Here is an 18,114-nt window from a genome sequence, read left to right as displayed (position 1 = left end):
TACCGCACGTTTGCCGGCCAGGCGGCCGGTCAGCGCCATTCCCGGACTCCCCACCATGACGAAGCATGTCCTCGCCCTCGCCGGGCTGTGCCTCTGGCTGTTCACGCCAGGCACCGCCCATGCCGCGCCCCGCCCGTTCGACTTCTCGCCGCGCCACCAGTCCAGGGCCCTGCGGCTGATGTCTTCGCCTTCCGCGAGGGGTGTCATGGCGGAGGGCAACCGCCTGCGGGCCCTGCAGACCGACACGTACGAGGACGACGAGTTCATCCCCACGCATGTCTGGCTCGTCCCGCTGATTCTCACGGGCGGAGGGCTCGTCGCTGGAATCGCGGTCTGCGCGTCCGGCGCGGTGGGCGACGGGGACTGCGGCAAGGCCATCCTGGGTGGAATCGTGGTCGGCGCGACGCTTGGACTGGGCTACCTGGAGCTGCTCGCGGACCTGGATGAGTACGAGGACGACGAGGGCTACGGCGGATGCGTCGACAAGGCGTCCTGCCGGCAGGCCCAGCGCGGCGGTCCCCGCCCCACCCGGAAGGCGCAGCTCGCGTCCTCGCGCGGCCCGCAGCTCCGGCTCCCGCTGGGACTCATGCCCACGGTGGGTCGGGTCAACGACGCCGCGGTGCTCGGCCTCGGTCGCAGCTTCTGACGCCCACGGCACTCCGGGCCCCACCGACGACGGGTGCGGCCGGAGTGCCCCTCGCTTCCGAGCGCCCTGGGTCAGTACATGAAGTTCAGCGCCGCGATGTCCGTCGAGGTGAACTCCCCGTTCGTGCTCAGGGGCACGCAGGTGTTCATGATGGAGCCGCCCGGCGTCGCGCTGGAGGGTGTCCCGGGGATGAGGATGGCGCCTCCCGGGTTCGCGCCCTCGCGCACGGGCGTGCCGCCGCAGCTGATGGCGGTGTTGAAGAAGTCCGTGTGGCGAAAGCCAATCGTGTGGCCAAGCTCATGCGTGAGGACGTGCTCGATGACATCCAGCGGGTACGTGGACAGGCCCGTGCCGATCCAGATGGTCGGATAAGGCAACCCGCCGGAGGGATAGCCGCTCGCCCCGCTCGGACCACTGGGGAGCGTGGAGTTGACGACCACGTTGATGGTGGCGTGGCTGCCGGGCGGACACGCCGAGGGGTCGGCGAGGCACGGATTGGCGGTGTAGAACGTGAGACGAAGCCCCAGCGCGTTGTAGTTGGCGACGGCCTGCGCCAGGCCCGCGGCAATCGTCGACGCGACGGGTGACGGGAGCTGGACCGTGATCTTCGTCACCGCGCTGGAGACCAGATTCGTCGTCCGGTAGTGCTCCGCTCCCGAATCTCCCGTGTCGAGCATCTCCCGCGAGGCCTGGAGGCTCACGACCGCGTCGCCCCCCACCTGGACGACACCGTCAACCACCTGGATGTCTTCCGTCCGGAACCCCGCCTCCACCAGGTTCTCCACGGTCTCCCGCGTCTCGTCCGTGAGCACCGGCCCGACACCTCCACAGCCAGACATCCACGCGCAGCAAAGCCATGCAACAGCGGTCGCCTTCTTCGCCATCGACTTCTCCCGGCCAGCATTCGAGGTGGGCGTGCCATTTACAGAGGCACGGCATCAATCCAAGCCGACGGGCCACGGGAAGTCCACCAGCGGATGGACTCAATCGCAGACGCGCAGGTCGGGCCTTGCCCCAGGCAACGCCATGTCACCATGCGTCCGCGGCAAACGCCCATGGCGGGCAGAGGAGACACCTGTATGAACTGGCTCGATTTCCGTCGTCTCACGCGCGCGGGCTCCTGGAGACTCGGCGCCCTTCTCACGGTGGCGGGGCTCGCGACGGGCTCGCTGCTCTTGTCCCCGGCCGAGGCCTCGGCCGATGACACCAATCCCTGTCCCTTCTCGGACGTGCTCTGCCTGTTCGATGGAGAGGACTACACCGGCGCGGTGTGGAACGTCCGGGCCTGGCCTCCGGGCACGTCCACCTGCGTGGGGCTGCCCGAGCACGGCTGGGAGGGCCGCGCCGAGTCCGCCATCAACCGGGGCACCCAGAACGCGTACCTGTTCCCCAACGAGGACTGCTCGGGCTACCCGGTGACGCTCCTGCCGGGCGAGTGGCTGAGCCCGCTCGAGTTCGCGCCCAAGAGCGTCTTCGTCTTCTGATGCGAGGCGGGGTGCGCCGGGGAAGGCGTCACCTCCCAGGCGCACCCGCCCGCCACGGTCCTACTCCGCGGAGACGTCCTGCGCGGCGCGCTCCCAGGACGCGTCGACCTCCTCGGCGTCCTCAGAGGACAGCAGCGACTCCTCCTCGCTGCCCTCGGCCGCCAGCGAGGGCATGCACGCCGGGTTCGGGTGGTGGTACTCGGTCGCCCACCGCCCGCAGGTGATGATGCGCGTGGACCAGGGCACGGCGCACGTGGTGTCGCACGACTCGTACTCCACGCAGATGTCGTCACAGTCCGGCGGCAGCGCCAGCGCGGACAGGGGGGACAGCACGCACGCCACGAAACCCGCGAGCAACGTCTTCGACATGAGCTTCATTGAATTCTCCAGGTTGAAACGTCGAGTTGAACCCATCACGACACGTCCCAGCGGGACGGGACTCACTGCTCGGCGGCGCCCTGCTCTGAGCACTCCCAGGCCGCGTCGACCTCGTCCGCGTCCTCGGACGAGAACATCTGCTCCTCCTCCCCCGCCTGCGCCGCCGTGTCCGGCACGCACGACGCGCCCGGGTCGTAGTCCTCCACCCAGACGCCGCACGACACCACCTGCATGGTCCAGGGAATGGCGCAGACGATTCGACACGGGATGGGGGACACGCAGCGGGCATCACAGTCCGGCGGCAGCGCCAACGCCGACAGGGGGGCCAGCGCCAACGCCGCGAACAACGCCTTCGAGATGCGGTTCATGAAGCCTCCAGAACGACACATCGGATGAGGACAAGCCGCGTCACCTCACACGGCGGCGGAACTATCCTCCCCACGTCAGGAAACATCAAAGACAGTCGCGCCGGGTCGGACACCACTCCCCAGTCTTGATACAGGTCAACGACAGACGCGGCCCCGGAGGTCCCGTCCCGCCACAAGACTTCACCCACGCGGCAGCTCCCCACCCCACCCACCCAGAACAGTCACTCCGGGATGACGCAACACGTCGTCACTCTTTCGGAATCCGGCCGCGCAGACACTGTTGACACCCCGCCAACAAGCCTCCAATATCCCTTTCATCGAAGTGATGAGGCCCCCACCATGAGCTACCAACACATCCGGACCTCGGTCTCGGACCGGGTTGCCACTCTCGAGCTGAACCGTCCCGAGGCGCGAAACGGCTTCACCATCACCATGGCGGACGAGCTGGCGGACGCGCTGACCCAGGCGGACGCCAACGAGGACGTGCGCGTGGTCATCCTCACGGGGGCCGGCAAGGACTTCTGTGTGGGCGCGGACCTGAGCGGCCTGTCCTTCGAGGTCGCCAACGGAGGCCTGCCCGAGCCGGGGTGGGTGGAGCCCGCGACGCGGGTGACCCGCCGCCTGTTCTCCCTGCGCAAGCCCGTCATCGCCGCCGTGCGGGGCGCCGCGGTGGGCGTGGGCTCGACGATGCTCCTGCCCGCGGACTTCCGGCTGGCGGCCAAGGACAGCCGCTTCGGCTTCGTCTTCAGCCGCCGGGGCATCTACCCGGAGGGCGGCTCCAGCTGGTTCCTGCCCCGACTGGTCGGCATGGGCCGCGCGCTCGACTGGATGGTGAGCGGCCGGCTCATCCCCGCGGACGAGGCGCTCGGCGCGGGGCTGGTGCGCTCGCTCCATGAATCCGACGAGGTCCTCGGCGCCGCGCAGGCGCTGGCGCGCGAGCTGGTGGAGTCCACCGCGCCCGTGTCCGTGGCCGTCATCCGTCAGTCCCTCTACCGAATGAGCGCCCTGCCCAGCCCGGAGCAGGCCTTCTCCCTGGACAGCCAGCTCATCGCGAGCCTGGGACAGAACCCGGACGCCGTGGAGGGTGTGATGGCGTTCCTCCAGAAGCGCCCCCCCGCCTTCACGCGCACCGTGGAGCAGGACCAGCCGGCCTTCCTGCCGTGGCGGGAGCACAAGTCATGAGCCCCTCCCCCGCCCCCCGCTGGAAGCGCCTGGAGCCGGACGAGCGCCGCGAGCAGATCCTCGAGGTCGCGACGCGTCTGTTCGGTGAGCGTCCCTACGCGGACGTCTCCACCACGGACATCGCCAAGGAAGCGGGTGTCGCCCGCGGCCTGCTCAACCACTACTTCGGGCAGAAGCGCGACTTGTACCTCAAGGTCGTCAAGCGCATGCTCCTGATGCCCGGCCTGGAGGAGAAGGTCAGCAACACGGGCACGCTGCGCGAGCGCGTGGAGCGCAGCGTCCGGTGGTACCTGGACACGGTGGCCACCCACGGCAAGACGTACGTGGCCGTCACCGCGGTGGGCGGCATCGGCGCGGACCCGGAGGTCGAGCGCATCATCTCCGCCGCGGACGACGTGGCGGCGGCGAAGACGCTCGAGTTCCTGGGGCTCAAGGTGGAGGTGGGCAGCGACGCGCGTCACCGCGCGATGATGCGCTCCTACTCCGGCATGGTGAAGGCCACCATCCGCGAGTGGATTCGCGGCGGGACGCTCACGCGCGAGGAGGCGCACCTGCTCTTGAGCGAATCGCTCATCACGCTCGTTCGCGACGTCATCCCCCAACTGAAGAACATGCCGCCCCGCGCGGAGCCGGAAGCCACGCCCGCTCCGTCCGAGGGTCCGAGCGACAAGGAGTCCTGATGAGCCAGAAGCCTCTGTCGGGACGCACGTTGTTGATGTCCGGAGGAAGCCGCGGAATCGGCCTCGCCATTGGCGTCGCCGCGGGGAGGCTGGGCGCCAACGTGGTGCTCCTGGCCAAGACGGACACGCCCGACCCCAGGCTCCCGGGGACCGTCCACACGGCGGCCGCGGACATCGAGGCCGCCGGAGGCCAGGCGCTCGCGGTGGTGGGCGACGTGCGCGAGGAGGCGGACGTCCAGCGCGCGGTGGACCAGGCCGTCAAGCGCTTCGGCGGCATCGACTTCTGCGTGAACAACGCCAGCGCGCTGGCGCCGCTGAAGACAGACGAGCTGCCCCTCAAGCGGTTCGACCTGATGCAGCAGATCCAGGTGCGCGGCACCTTCCTGCTCACGCGCGCCGCGCTGCCGCACCTCAAGCGCTCTGCGCACGCGCACATCCTGTCGCTGTCGCCGCCCGTCAACCTGGCGCCGCACTGGCTGGGCAAGCACCCGGCGTACACGGTGGCGAAGTATGGGATGACGCTCCTGACGCTGGGCTGGGCCGCGGAGTTCGCCGAGGCGGGCATCGCCGCCAACGCGCTGTGGCCGCGCACGCTCATCGCCACCGCGGCGGTGAAGAACCTGCTCGGCGGGGATGACTCCATGCAGCGCGCGCGCACGCCCGACATCATGGCGGACGCGGCGGTGGCCATCCTCCAGCGCAAGCCGCGCGACTGCACCGGCCACACCTTCATCGACGAGGACGTGCTGCGCGCCGAGGGCGTCACCGACTTCAGCCGCTACGGGGGCGGCGACGACGTCATCCTCGACCTCTACGTCGACCCCTGAGGAGCACCCCACACGCCGCATCCGCAGTCGCCGCGAAACCAGACGCAGGAGGAGTCCATGGGTACGTCGCTCGCAGACCTGGAGGCGCAGTGCCAATCCCTGGCGAACAAGCTCACCCTGCCGCTCTTGCTCAAGCGCAACGCGGACGAACTGGCGGACGAGCCGGCGCTCACCGCCGGTGACACCACGCTCACCTGGGCCCAGATTCGCGCCCGCACCGCGGCGCTGAGCCGGGGCCTGGGCGCGCTCGGGCTCCAGCGCGGCGAGCGGATGATGATCATGATGTCGAGCCGGCCCGAGCACTGGCTCATCGACTACGCCGCGGCCCACCTGGGCGCCATCCCCTGTACCGCCTATCAAACGCTGAGCACGGAGCAAGTAGGCTACGTCGCCCAGCACAGCGCGGCCACGGTGGTGGTGCTCGAGGGCGCGGAGGAGGTGGCCCGCTGGCGCCCCATCCTCAAGTCGCTCTTCTCCCTCAAGCGCATCGTCGTCATCGACGCAGCGGCCGTGCCCGCCGGAGACGCGCTCTATGTCTCCTTCGCGCAGTTGGAGGCGGACGGCGCGGCGCTGCATGAGCAGGCGCCGCAGGTCTTCGAGGACACCTGGAAGCCCATCCGTCCCGAGGACCCCATCGCGATGATGTACACCTCCGGCACCACCGGAGACCCCAAGGGCGTGGTGCTCAGCCATCGCAACGCCTTCTACGAGGCCATCTGCGTGGACGCGGTGGTGCCCACGCCCATGCGCGCGCCGTCCATCGCCTACCTGCCGCTGGCGCACATCGCCGAGCGCGAGCTGGGCCTGTACCGGATGCTCTTCAAGGCGCTGCACGTGCACGTCTGCTCGGACCCGGCGGGCGTGGTGCCGCTGATGGCCAAGGTGCGCCCGCCCGCCTTCTTCGGCGTGCCCCGCGTCTGGGAGAAGCTGGCCGCGGGCCTGCGCGCGAAGCTGGGCACGCTGGAGGCGCCCCGCCGCGACGCCATCATGGGCGCGCACGCGCTCGCGCTGGAGGCCTTCCGCCTGGAGGGCTCCGGCCAGAAGGTGTCCGAGGAGCTGGCCGCCAAGGTCGCCGTGGCGGAGGAGAAGGTGCTCAAGCCCCTGCGCTCCACGCTGGGCCTGGACGCGCTCCAGTGGGCCAGCAGCGGCTCCGCGCCCATCCCCGTGGAGGTGCTGGAGTACCTGGGCGGCTTCGGCATCCGCGTGCTCGAGGTGTGGGGCATGAGCGAGACAACGGGCTGCGCCACCATCAACCTGCCCACCGACTTCCGCGTGGGCTCGGTGGGCCGCCCCGTCCCCGGGCTCGAGCTGAAGCTCGCCTCCGACGGTGAAATCTTCGTGCGCGGCCCCGTGCTGTTCATGGGCTACCTGGCGGGGGACGGGCGCATCGTCAGCGCCACGGACGAGGACGGGTGGCTGGCCACCGGTGACATCGGCACCATCGACGCCGAGGGCTTCCTCACCATCACCGACCGCAAGAAGGAGCTCATCATCACCTCGAGCGGGAAGAACATCGCCCCGTCCCGCATCGAGGGCTTGCTGCGCGCCCACCCGCTCGTGGGCCAGGCGCTCGCGATTGGCGATGGCTGGCCGTATGTCACCGCGCTCATCTGCCTGGACGCGGAGGTCGCGCCCGTGTGGGCCAAGGCCCGGGGCCTGCCGCCCATGTCCGTGGCGGAGCTGACGAAGGACCCCGCCATCCGCTCGGAGCTGGAGGCGCTGGTGGCCTCCGTCAACCAGCGGCTGTCGCGCGCCGAGCAGGTCAAGCGCTTCGAGGTCGTCAACGAGACGTGGTCGCCGGCGACGGGCGAGCTCACCCCCACGCTCAAGCTCAAGCGCCGCGTCATCCTCCAGCAGTACGCCGAGCGCATCGCCACCTTCTACGAGAACGCCTGAGCCCTGCCGCCATGCACGCCAGAACCCCCGAGCAAGCCTCGTTCGCCGCGTCCATCGATGCCTTCTGCCGCGCCAGGACGGGCACCCGCGCCCAGCGCGACGCCTTGACGCAGCACGGCGTGGAGGCGCACAACGTCGAGCTGTACGCGCAGATGGCCGAGCTGGGCTGGCTCGGCGTGGGCATCGACGCGGAGTACGGCGGCTCCGGCGGCGGCATGTCGGAGATCTGCCTGTTCGCGGAGCGCACCGCCTACGGGCTCGCGCCGGTGGGCGGCTACGTCACCACCGCCGTCGCGGCCGGGCCCTACGCGAGGTTCGGCACGCCCGCGCAGAAGCAGAAGGTGCTCACGGGAATCACGCAAGGGCGGGTGGAGGCCATCTCCATCTCGGAGCCCGGCGCGGGTTCGGACGCGGCGGCCATCACCTGCCGCGCCGAGCGCGCCTCGGGCGGCTTCGTCGTCAACGGCCAGAAGACGTGGTGCTCCAACGCGCACATCGCCGACCACCTGCTGCTGGTGGCGAGGACGCGCGGCGCGGGCCCGGGCTCGCGCCACGAGGGGCTCACCATGTTCTGCGTGCCCACGAGCACGCCGGGCGTGGAGATTCGCGGCATCCCCACGCTCAACGGCAAGGAGGTCAACGACGTCTACTTCACCGACTGCTTCCTGCCCGAGGACAGCGTGGTGGGCGTGGTGGACCAGGCGTGGCCGCAGCTGATGTCGGGGCTCAACAGCGAGCGGCTCATCCTGGCGGCGACGATGCTGGGCCGGGGCCGGCGCGCGTTCGACGACGCGGTGGCGTACGTGAAGGACCGCCAGCAGTTCGGCAAGTCGGTGGGCTCGTTCCAGGCCCTCAAGCACCGCATCGCGGACCTGGCGCTGGAGCTGGAGTGCAGCGAGCTGCTCCTGTACCGCGTGGCGCAGATGGCGGACGAGGCCCCGGAGAAGATGCTCCCGCGCGAGGCCTCCATGGCCAAGCTGAAGGCCACCGAGACGGCCAAGCGCGTGGCGCTGGAGGGCGTGCAGATGATGGGGGGCTACGGCTACGCCACCGAGTTCGATATGGAATCGCATCTGCGTGCCACGGTGATTTCCACCGTCTATGGTGGCACCAGCGAAATCCAGCGGGACATCATCGGCAAGACGTTCGGACTCTAGACAGCAGTCACGACAGCGCGGAGACAGACTATGACGGCACGTCCTCGGTGGAGCTCCGACGAGCTCGAGCAGGTGCGCGGCCTCGCGGCCACCTATTTCACGAAGGAGGTCCTCCCCAACGTGCCCAAGCACGTGGCCCAGGGCTTCCCGGACAAGGCGCTCTACCGCCGGGCGGGCGAGCTGGGCCTTCTGTGCATGTCCATCCCGGAGGCATACGGCGGCGGCGGCGGCACGTTCGCCCACGAGGCCATCCTCCTGGAGGAGCAGGTGCGCGCCGGGGACCCGACGATGGGCTTCGCGGTGCACTCCACCATCGTCGCGCACTACGTGCTCGCGTACGCCTCCGAGGCCCAGAAGCTCAAGTGGCTGCCCAAGCTCGCCAGCGGCGAGTGGGTGGGCGCCATCGCCATGACGGAGCCGGGCACGGGCTCGGATCTGCAGGCCATCTCCACCCGCGCGGTGCGCGACGGCGACTTCTACAAAGTGAGCGGGTCCAAGACCTTCATCTCCAACGGCCGCGTCTGTGACTTCCTCATCATCGCGGTGCGCACCAGCGACGTGAAGGGCCATGCGGGCATCTCCCTGTTGTGTGCCGAGGTCTCCGACACCACGCCCGGCTTCGAGCGGGGCCGCATCCTGGAGAAGCTGGGCGGCCACGGTCAGGACACCACGGAGCTGTTCTTCGACGAGCTCCGGATTCCGGCCGTCAACGTGCTGGGCGGCGAGGAGGGCTCGGGCTTCATCCAGCTGATGCAGCAGCTGCCCCAGGAGCGGCTGGCCACGGCGGTGCTCGCGCAGGCGAGCATCGAGCGGGCCGTGGCGCTCACGGTCGACTACACCAAGCAGCGCCAGGTGTTCGGCAAGCCGCTTTTCGCTCTGCAGAACACGCGCTTCGAGCTGGCGGAATGCGCGACGCTGGGCCGGGTTGGACGGGCGTTCCTCGACGAGTGCGTGGAGAAGCACCTGGCGGGGGAGCTGGACGTGGCGTCCGCGGCCATGGCCAAGTACTGGCTGACGGACCAGGCGAGCAGCGTCGCGGACCGTTGCCTCCAGCTTTTCGGAGGGTATGGGTACATGAAGGAATACCCCATCGCTCACCTGTTCGCGGATACTCGCGTCATGCGCATCTTCGCCGGCGCCAACGAGGTCATGAAGGAACTCGTCGCCCGTTCGCTGTAGACCACTCCCACACCGAATCCCAAGGAGGCTCCCGGTGAGCCAGGAAGCATTCATCTTCGACGCCGTCCGTACACCTCGCGGCAAGGGCAAGAAGGGCGCGCTGCACGGCATCAAGCCCATCTCCCTGCTGGTCGGCCTGGTGGACGCCCTCAAGAAGCGCCACCCCGGCCTGGACCCAAAGCAGATCGACGACATCGTGCTGGGCATCGTGTCGCCGGTGGGCGACCAGGGCGCGGACATCGCGCGCACGCTGGTGCTGGCGGCGGGCCTGCCGGAGACGGTGGGCGGCGTGCAGCTCAACCGCTTCTGTGCCTCCGGCCTGACGGCGGTGAACATGGCCGCGCAGCAGGTGCGCTCGGGCTGGGAGCACCTGGTCATCGCGGGCGGCGTGGAGAGCATGTCGCGCGTGCCCATGGGCTCCGACGGCGGCGCGTGGGCCATGGACCCGGCCACCAACTACGACACGTACTTCGTGCCGCAGGGCATCTCCGCGGACCTCATCGCGACGATGGAGGGCTTCACCCGCGAGGACGTGGACACCTACGCCGCGCAGTCGCAGGCGCGCGCCGCGAAGTCCTGGGCGGAGGGCTACTTCAAGAACTCCGTCATCCCCGTGGTGGACCAGAACGGCCTGGTCGTCCTGGAGCGCGACGAGCACCCGCGCAAGGACACCACCGTCGCCTCGCTGGGGCAGCTGAGCCCGTCGTTCGCCGCCATGGGCGAGATGGGCGGCTTCGACGCGGTGGCGCTGCAGAAGTACCACATGGTGGAGCGCATCGAGCACGTGCACACCCCGGGCAACTCGTCGGGCATCGTGGACGGCGCGGCGCTGGTGCTCATCGGCTCGGAGAAGGTGGGCAAGTCGCTGGGGCTGACGCCGCGCGCGCGCATCGCCGCGGTGGCCACGTCCGGCTCGGACCCGACCATCATGCTGACGGGCCCCATCCCCGCCACGCGCAAGCTGCTCGACATGACGGGCCTGTCGGTGAAGGACATCGACCTGTTCGAGCTCAACGAGGCCTTCGCCTCCGTGGTGCTCAAGTACCAGAAGGACCTGGGCATCCCGAACGAGAAGATCAACGTCAACGGCGGCGCCATCGCCATGGGGCACCCGCTGGGCGCCACGGGCGCGATGATCCTGGGCACCATGGTGGACGAGCTGGAGCGGCGCAAGGCGCGCCGGGCCGTCATCACCCTGTGCGTCGGCGGTGGCATGGGCGTGGCCACCCTCATCGAGCGCGTCTGACCTTTCTGCGCATCCCCTTTCGACCAAGATTCGAGCAAACCCCATGAGCGAGCAGAGCACCATCCGCTGGGACAAGGATGCCGACGGCATCGTCACCTTGACGCTGGATGACCCCCACCAGTCCGCCAACACCATGAACGCCGCGTACATCCAGTCGATGCGCGCGACGGTGGACCGGCTGGTCAAGGAGAAGGCGGACATCAAGGGCGTCGTCATCACCTCCGCGAAGAAGACCTTCTTCGCCGGCGGCGACCTGAACGACCTGTTGAAGATCCGCAAGGAGAACGCGAAGCAGGCGTTCGAGCTGGGCCAGGAGCTCAAGGCGCAGCTGCGCGCGCTGGAGACCCTGGGCAAGCCCGTGGTCGCCGCCATCAACGGCGCGGCGCTGGGCGGCGGCCTGGAGATTGCGCTCGCCTGTCACCGCCGCATCGTCGCGGACGTGAAGGGCGCGCAGATTGGCCTGCCGGAAGTCACGCTGGGCCTGCTGCCCGGCGCGGGCGGCGTGGTGCGCACGGTGCGGATGCTGGGCATCGTGGACGCGCTGATGAAGGTGCTCCTGCAGGGCCAGCGCTACCGTCCCCAGGAGGCCAAGGAGGTGGGCCTGGTGCACGAGGTGGTGGACTCGGTGGAGGCGCTCATCCCCGCGGCCAAGGCGTGGGTGAAGGCGAACCCGAGCTCGCAGCAGCCGTGGGACCAGAAGGGCTACAAGATTCCGGGCGGCACGCCGACGTCCCCCGGGCTCGCGGCGAACCTGCCGGCCTTCCCCGCCAACCTGCGCAAGCAGCTCAAGGGCGCGATCATGCCCGCCCCCCGCGCCATCATGGCGGTGGCGGTGGAGAGCACGCAGGTGGACGTGGACACCGCGTTCACCGTCGAGTCGCGCTACTTCACGGAGCTGGCGACGGGTCAGGTCGCGAAGAACATGATTCAGGCGTTCTTCTTCGACATGCAACACATCAACTCCGGTGGCGGCCGGCCCAAGGGCCATCCGCAGCACACGGCGAAGAAGGTGGGCATCCTGGGCGCCGGCATGATGGGCGCGGGCATCGCCTACGTGTGCGCCAAGGCGGGCATCGAGGTGGTGCTCAAGGACGTGAGCGTCGCCGCCGCGGAGAAGGGCAAGCAGTACTCCGTGAAGCTCGTGGAGAAGGCGCTGGAGAAGGGCAAGACGACGAAGGAGAAGGGCGACGCGCTGCTCGCGCGCATCACCCCCACCCAGGACGCCGCGGCGCTCAAGGGCTGCGACCTGGTCATCGAGGCCGTGTTCGAGGGCGTGGAGCTCAAGCACAAGGTCTTCCAGGAGGTCCAGGACGTGGTGGCGCCCGACGCGGTGCTGGCGTCCAACACGTCCACGCTGCCGATCACGCTGCTGGCCGAGGGCGTGAAGCGCTCCGAGGACTTCGTGGGCATGCACTTCTTCTCCCCCGTGGACAAGATGCCGCTGTTGGAGCTCATCGCCGGCAAGAAGACGAGCGACGCGACGCTGGCGAAGGCCATCGACATCGCGGTGCAGATCGGCAAGACGCCCATCGTCGTCAACGACAGCCGCGGCTTCTTCACCAGCCGCGTCATCGGCACGTTCCTCAACGAGGCCATCGCCATGGTGGGCGAGGGCATCTCCCCGGCGTCCATCGAGCAGGCGGGCCTGCAGGCGGGCTACCCCGCGGCGCCCCTGGCGCTGATGGACGAGCTGACGCTGACCCTGCCGCGCAAGATTCGCGAGGAGACGAAGGCCGCCGCGGTGGCCGAGGGCAAGCCGTGGGCGGACCACGGCAGCTACGCCGTCGTCGACTCGCTCATCGACCAGCACGGGCGCAAGGGACGCTCCACGGGGGCGGGCTTCTACGACTACGTGGACGGCAAGCGCGCGGGCCTGTGGTCGGGGCTGGCGAAGCACTACACCAGGCCGGGCACGACCATCCCCTTCGAGGACATGAAGGACCGGATGCTGTTCGCGGAGGCCATCGACACGGTGCGCTGCTTCGACGAGGGCGTGCTGCGCTCGGCGGCGGACGCCAACATCGGCTCCATCCTGGGCATCGGCTTCCCGGCGTGGACGGGCGGCGTGGCCCAGTTCATCAACGGCTACGAGGGGCCCACGGGCACGGGCCTGAGGGGCTTCATCGCCCGCGCGAACGAGCTGGCGAAGCGCTACGGCAAGCACTTCGAGCCGCCCGCGTCGCTCATCCAGAAAGCGGAGCGAGGTGAGCTCCTGAAGTAGCCGCGCATCGCCTTTCGCAAGGAGAAGTCCATGGTCCAGAGCTCCAGTCGCCTCGCCGCCGTACCGCCTCCGCTCGACGCGGGGGCGCTCGTCGAAAAGCAGCGCGCCTATTTCGAGTCTCGCGTGACGCTCCCGCTCGAGTGGCGGCGGGCGCGGCTGGAAGCCCTGGACCGGGTGGTGCGCAAGTACGAGGCGGAGATCCTCGCCGCCCTCAAGGCCGACCTCTCGAAGAGCGCCGAGGAGGCGTATCTGACGGAGGTCGGCAGCATCTATGGAGAGATAAAAGGTGCGCTCAAGCACCTGAAGTCGTGGATGAAGCCGCGCCGGGGCTCGGCGCCCATCGTCATCCAGCCGGCGCGGGCGTACCAATACTCGGACCCGCTGGGCGTGACGCTCATCATCGCGCCGTGGAACTACCCGTATCAGCTGTCCATCGCGCCGCTCATCGGGGCGCTCGCGGCCGGGTGCACCGCGGTGCTCAAGCCCAGCGAGCTGGCGCCGGCGACGTCGGCGGTGCTGGCGAAGCTCCTGGGTGAGGCCTTCTCTCCGGAGGTCGTCGCCGTGGTGGAGGGTGACGCGGACGCCAGCCGCGAGCTGCTGGCGCAGCGCTGGGACCTCATCTTCTTCACCGGCGGCACCCAGGTGGGCCGCGTGGTGGCCGAGGCCGCCGCCAAGCACCTGACGCCCACGGTGCTGGAGTTGGGCGGCAAGAGCCCCTGCATCGTCGACCGGAGCGCGGACCTGGAGGTCACCGCCCGGCGCATCGCCTGGGGCAAGTACCTCAACGCGGGCCAGACGTGCATCGCCCCGGACTACGTGCTGATTCCTCCCGAGCTCAAGGCGCCCTTCACGGAGCTGGTGAAGAAGGCCGTCACCCAGTTCTACGGCCAGGACGCGCGCCAGAGCAGCGACTACGGCCGCATCATCAGCCCCCGGCACTTCGAGCGCGTCCGCGCGCTGGCCGGGCACGGCAAGGTGGCCTTCGGCGGCGAGCACGACGCGGCCAGCCGCTTCTTCGCGCCCACCGTCATCACCGACGCGCCCCTGTCCAGCCCGCTGATGCAGGATGAGATCTTCGGCCCCCTCCTCCCGCTGGTGGACTGCCCGAGCATCGACGAGGCCATCCGCTTCGTGCGCTCGCGCCCCAAGCCGCTCGCGCTCTACAGCTTCTCCAAGGACGCGAGGGTCAACGAGCGGGTGCTGACGGAGACGTCCAGCGGCGGCGCGGTGGTCAACGACGTGTGCGTGCACTTCGCGGCGGAGGGGCTGCCCTTCGGCGGCGTGGGCGAGTCTGGCGTGGGCGGCTACCACGGCCAGGCCAGCTTCGATGCCTTCAGCCACAAGAAGAGCGTGGTGAAGCGGCCCTTCCTGCTGGACCTGGCGATGCGCTACCCGCCGTACGTGGGCAAGCTGGGCCTCTTCAAGCGCCTGATGTAGCCCGACACGACGAGGCCGCCGGGACGCTGCTCCCGACGGCCCGGCTTCCTCCAGGCCTCTCGCGGACGGGCACCCTGCCCCGCCCGCGGGAGGCCTTCGTCGTCACAGCGTCTTCATGTACTCGATGATGGCCCAGCGCTCGCTGTCGGTGAGCGACTGGGTGAAGTCGTGGCCCTCGTTGCCGAGCCCGTACAGGTGCGAGTTGAAGATCATGCGCGAGCGGATCTGCTTCTGGGTGATGGGCGGCGGCGACTGGTAGGCCAGCGAGTTGTAGTTGGCGACGGTGTTGGCGATGTTCGCGAACAGGACGTCGAGCGTGGCCATCTCCTGGCTGCAGGGGATGAAGGGGTCATTGGCCGGGCGGTCTCCGCAGGCCAGGGCCTGCACCTTCCAGCCGAGCTTGTTGAAGTCGTACGCGGCGAAGCTCATGTCGTAGCCGGCGTTGGAGCCCAGCGCGTTGCCGGAGACCTGCTGACGCTTCCAGACCTTGGGGCGGTCCGAGGGCTTGAGCACGTCCCACAGCGTGGGGACGCTGGAGTTGTGGAAGTACGGCGCGGAGGCCCAGGCGCCGTAGAGCGGCGTGGCGATGTAGCCGAAGGGCTTGATCCAGATGTTCGGCCCCTCCGGCGAGTAGATGGGCCCGGTGCCCCGGTCATACGCGGCGCGCGGCACGCGGCGCAGGGCGCTGGTGATGGGGTCGTCATAGAAGGGTCCGTGGTCCGGGTGCTGGTCGTTGTAGGCCAGGAAGGACGTGTTCCAGGCGCGGCGCTTGCGCTCGTCCGCCATGAGGTCCTTGCGGGCCGGGTCCGTGCGGATGGTTTCAATCGGGGTGATGACGCCGGAGATGCCCTTGAGGCGCGGATCCGGGAGGAAGGCGGGGTTGGCGGCGTGGCGCGGCGAGTAGACGCCGTGGCAGCTCGCGCAGGAGCCGTTGCCGGGCTGCTTGGGAATGTTGGCGTTGGCGCCGTTGGCCCACAGGTCGCGCTCGTGGAAGAGGATGGCGCCCTGCTCCGCCAGCGCCGTGTTGATGGGCTTGGGATAGGTGGGCGGCGACAGGGAGACGAAGAAGTTGTCGTTGTCCTCGAACTCGGCGGTGAGGGCGCGACGCTCGGGGGCGGAGCGGGTGATGTTGGCGATGCCGAACGCCATCTCCGAGCGGACGTTGTCGGACGTGAGCGCGCCGTCCCAGAACTGGCGCGTCTTGAAGGCGCGGTACCACCAGTTGGGGGCGCGCGACATGCCGCCCGCGTGGGTGGGGAAGTACTCCAGCAGGCTGGGCGCCAGCGACATGGCATCCATGTCGAAGAGCGCGGGCAGCAGGTCCACGATGCCAATGGCGTCGCTCATGCCGCGCCCGACGCTCCAGGGCACCGGGACGATCTGGAAGATGTTTCCCACCACGGTGGAGCGGAACATGTCGGACTGGATGAGGCCCGCGTCGATGGCGTCACTGGAGCGGCCCCACAGGAAGGACGACTCCGAGTCGCCCCCCAGCTTCGAGTCATGGCAACCCGAGCACGAGGAGGCGATGGCGCCCGTCCAGCGGCCGTTGGCGTCGCGCTCCTGGACCATGCCGAGGGGCAGCTGCCCGCTCCCGCCATTGGTGAGGTTGGGGTTCTCCCAGGGGTACGGATAGGGATTGCGGAAGGGGGCCTTCGCCAGGCCGAAGCGCTTGATGATCTGCTCGTCGAAGTCCGACGGGCGCAGCGGGTAACCCCACAGCGTGTACATGTAGTAGTACGCGGACGCCGTGGTGAACGGCTGGAAGTAGGCCCGCGTCTCGATGTTCTTCTTGCCGCGGGCGACGCTGGCCCGGAACTCGCCACATGTCTTGGGGTTGGGCGGCAGGTTGGAGATGAACGGCGGCGGCGGGGTGTGCAGGTCCACCCAGAAGGCGTTGAACTGCACCGCCGCGCCCGGCTTGTTGACGCCCGGGACGACGAGCGTGCGCGGGTCCACGGGTAGCAGCGTGGAGTCCGGCTTCCCCTCACAGGCCGCCGCGAACGGCGCTCGCAAGGGGGTGCTGTCCAACAACGGCAACTCCGCGGCCGCGGCCTGGGTCACTCCCAGGGCCGCGACGAAGACACTCGACAAAGCCAACGAACCACTGCGGTGCAGTCGCATGAGCGGGCCCTCCTCCGCTTATTAGCAGGGTGACAACAAGGCACTTTCTATGCCTGTCAGTGAAGCGTCTCAATACGCGTCGCGTCACCCTGTGACTGCCAATTGCCAATAAGGCCTCCTCGCCGGCCGAGCGGGTCCCGGAGGCAATCACAACCAAAACAACGACACGGCAAAGAGAGACTCCACCTGAAAGACAGCCACTTCTGTCCATCAGCCGACAGGGCCTGGGCGGACGGCTGGCGCCTCAGGACAGCTCCTCAATTCGTGCATTCCAGGTCATAATGAGAGGACCGCCACGAAGGAGGCTCGCGATGTTCGACGTCATGCAGGTCGCAAGGCAGCTCAAGAGCGCGGTGCTGGCGGACCCCGAGCGTTTCTACTCGAACGAGACGGGTGCATGGGTGGCAGGGCTGCCCAGACCGCAAGAGATTCGCGTCGTCACGGGGCGGGAGCCCTTCTGGATCAACCTGGGCTACTGGCGCGACGTGGAGCGCGTGGACGAGACGAACTGCGAGCGCGTCGGGGATTTGTTCAAAGCCGCACAAGCCCAGATGGCCCACCTGCTCGCGCGCACGGCGCGACTGGGCGAGCGGGACGTGGTGCTCGACTGCGGGTTTGGCTACGCCGACCAGGACATCCTCTGGGCGGAGGAATACCGCCCCGCCCGAATCGTGGGCATCAATGTCACCCCCAATCAGGTGCGCGTGGGCAAGGAGCGCGTGAAGCTGACGGGGCTGGAGGACCGGGTGCGGCTGGAGGTGGGCTCGGCGACCCAGATTCCCTTTGGCGACGGCGAGTTCGACGTCGTCTTCGCGCTGGAGTCCGCGATGCACTTCCGCACGCGCGGCGACTTCCTGCGCGAGGCCTTCCGGGTGCTCAGGCCCGGTGGGCGTCTGGTGATGGCGGACATGTGTCAGAAGACGGACCGCGAGTCCGGCGCGGGCCTGCGCCGACGCCTGCGGCACCGCTACTGGCGTGGACGGATTGCGTTTCCGGAGGCCAACGTCTGGACGACGCAGCGCTACCTCACGGAGCTGAACGCGGCCGGCTTCCATCAGGGCAAGCTGGAGTCCATCGCGTCGGACGTCTACCCGGCCGTCAACACCGCGCTGGCCGCGCTCCGGGGCATGACGGCCGCGGAACGTCAGCCCGGCAGCGTCACCGTGGCGAAGGTGCGCGAGGACGTGCGGCGCGCCCGCCAGATGGAGTTCGAGCAGCTCCAGTGGCTGACGCTGTTCAACTGCGACGAGTACGCGGTGGTCAGCGCCGAGAAGCCCTGACGCCCACTC

At 69.1% G+C, this 18,114-nt stretch carries 16 protein-coding genes; 12 read left to right on the top strand and 4 right to left on the bottom strand.

The window, feature by feature from the left end; genetic code table 11:
* Positions 1-55: 55 nt before the first annotated feature.
* Positions 56-646 (top strand): hypothetical protein, encoded by a 591-nt coding sequence (locus OWM54_RS37110; RefSeq protein ID WP_223785596.1) that lies wholly within the window; start codon positions 56-58, stop codon positions 644-646.
* A 71-nt stretch (positions 647-717) separates the two neighbouring features.
* On the opposite strand, the gene OWM54_RS37105 is transcribed toward OWM54_RS37110, so the two are convergent.
* Positions 718-1,458 (bottom strand): M57 family metalloprotease, encoded by a 741-nt coding sequence (locus OWM54_RS37105; protein WP_324289168.1) that lies wholly within the window; start codon positions 1,456-1,458, stop codon positions 718-720.
* 267 nt (positions 1,459-1,725) lie between these two features.
* Between OWM54_RS37105 and OWM54_RS37100 the strand changes: the two genes are divergently transcribed.
* Complete coding sequence (locus OWM54_RS37100; RefSeq protein WP_223785594.1) at positions 1,726-2,130, top strand: peptidase inhibitor family I36 protein; 405 nt, start codon at positions 1,726-1,728, stop codon at positions 2,128-2,130.
* A gap of 60 nt (positions 2,131-2,190) precedes the next feature.
* Here OWM54_RS37100 and OWM54_RS37095 read toward each other — a convergent pair whose 3' ends face one another.
* Both OWM54_RS37095 and OWM54_RS37090 read right to left on the bottom strand, forming a co-directional pair.
* Positions 2,191-2,508, bottom strand: coding sequence for a hypothetical protein (locus OWM54_RS37095; protein WP_267700432.1), 318 nt, complete (start codon positions 2,506-2,508; stop codon positions 2,191-2,193).
* Between the two features lie 62 nt (positions 2,509-2,570).
* Positions 2,571-2,876, bottom strand: coding sequence for a hypothetical protein (locus OWM54_RS37090; RefSeq protein ID WP_267700431.1), 306 nt, complete (start codon positions 2,874-2,876; stop codon positions 2,571-2,573).
* Between the two features lie 339 nt (positions 2,877-3,215).
* Here OWM54_RS37090 and OWM54_RS37085 point away from each other — a divergent pair, with 339 nt between their 5' ends.
* Genes OWM54_RS37085 through OWM54_RS37045 form a run of 9 tightly spaced genes read left to right on the top strand, consistent with a single transcriptional unit; the run spans position 3,216 to position 14,701 of the window.
* Positions 3,216-4,058 (top strand): enoyl-CoA hydratase-related protein, encoded by an 843-nt coding sequence (locus tag OWM54_RS37085; RefSeq protein WP_223752163.1) that lies wholly within the window; start codon positions 3,216-3,218, stop codon positions 4,056-4,058.
* Positions 4,055-4,738: a TetR/AcrR family transcriptional regulator gene (locus OWM54_RS37080; RefSeq protein WP_223752164.1), complete on the top strand. Its 684-nt coding sequence runs from the start codon at positions 4,055-4,057 to the stop codon at positions 4,736-4,738. The genes OWM54_RS37085 and OWM54_RS37080 overlap by 4 nt, the downstream gene beginning before the upstream one ends.
* The gene (locus tag OWM54_RS37075; protein ID WP_223752165.1) at positions 4,738-5,565 is read left to right on the top strand and encodes an SDR family oxidoreductase; all 828 of its coding nucleotides are present in this window, start codon (positions 4,738-4,740) and stop codon (positions 5,563-5,565) included. The genes OWM54_RS37080 and OWM54_RS37075 overlap by 1 nt, the downstream gene beginning before the upstream one ends.
* A gap of 57 nt (positions 5,566-5,622) precedes the next feature.
* The gene (locus OWM54_RS37070; protein ID WP_223752166.1) at positions 5,623-7,461 is read left to right on the top strand and encodes an AMP-dependent synthetase/ligase; all 1,839 of its coding nucleotides are present in this window, start codon (positions 5,623-5,625) and stop codon (positions 7,459-7,461) included.
* 11 nt (positions 7,462-7,472) lie between these two features.
* Entirely contained in the window at positions 7,473-8,618 is a 1,146-nt protein-coding gene (locus tag OWM54_RS37065; protein ID WP_223752167.1) for an acyl-CoA dehydrogenase family protein, read from the top strand.
* 30 nt (positions 8,619-8,648) lie between these two features.
* The gene (locus OWM54_RS37060; RefSeq protein ID WP_223752168.1) at positions 8,649-9,797 is read left to right on the top strand and encodes an acyl-CoA dehydrogenase family protein; all 1,149 of its coding nucleotides are present in this window, start codon (positions 8,649-8,651) and stop codon (positions 9,795-9,797) included.
* A gap of 34 nt (positions 9,798-9,831) precedes the next feature.
* Complete coding sequence (locus OWM54_RS37055; protein WP_267700430.1) at positions 9,832-11,043, top strand: acetyl-CoA C-acetyltransferase; 1,212 nt, start codon at positions 9,832-9,834, stop codon at positions 11,041-11,043.
* 43 nt (positions 11,044-11,086) lie between these two features.
* Positions 11,087-13,264, top strand: coding sequence for a 3-hydroxyacyl-CoA dehydrogenase NAD-binding domain-containing protein (locus tag OWM54_RS37050; RefSeq protein ID WP_267700429.1), 2,178 nt, complete (start codon positions 11,087-11,089; stop codon positions 13,262-13,264).
* A 30-nt stretch (positions 13,265-13,294) separates the two neighbouring features.
* Positions 13,295-14,701 (top strand): aldehyde dehydrogenase family protein, encoded by a 1,407-nt coding sequence (locus OWM54_RS37045; RefSeq protein WP_267700428.1) that lies wholly within the window; start codon positions 13,295-13,297, stop codon positions 14,699-14,701.
* 102 nt (positions 14,702-14,803) lie between these two features.
* Here OWM54_RS37045 and OWM54_RS37040 read toward each other — a convergent pair whose 3' ends face one another.
* Positions 14,804-16,825, bottom strand: a complete 2,022-nt coding sequence (locus OWM54_RS37040; RefSeq protein WP_267700427.1) for a hypothetical protein — start codon at positions 16,823-16,825, stop codon at positions 14,804-14,806.
* A 311-nt stretch (positions 16,826-17,136) separates the two neighbouring features.
* On the opposite strand from OWM54_RS37040, the gene OWM54_RS37035 reads away from it, so the two are divergent.
* On the top strand, positions 17,137-18,105 hold the full coding sequence (locus OWM54_RS37035) for an SAM-dependent methyltransferase (RefSeq protein ID WP_141328624.1): 969 nt from the start codon (positions 17,137-17,139) through the stop codon (positions 18,103-18,105).
* Positions 18,106-18,114 lie beyond the last annotated feature (9 nt).

This window comes from Myxococcus sp. MISCRS1, assembly GCF_026626605.1.
GTDB lineage: Bacteria > Myxococcota > Myxococcia > Myxococcales > Myxococcaceae > Myxococcus > Myxococcus fulvus.
This window is presented reverse-complemented; position numbering and strand designations above follow the sequence as displayed.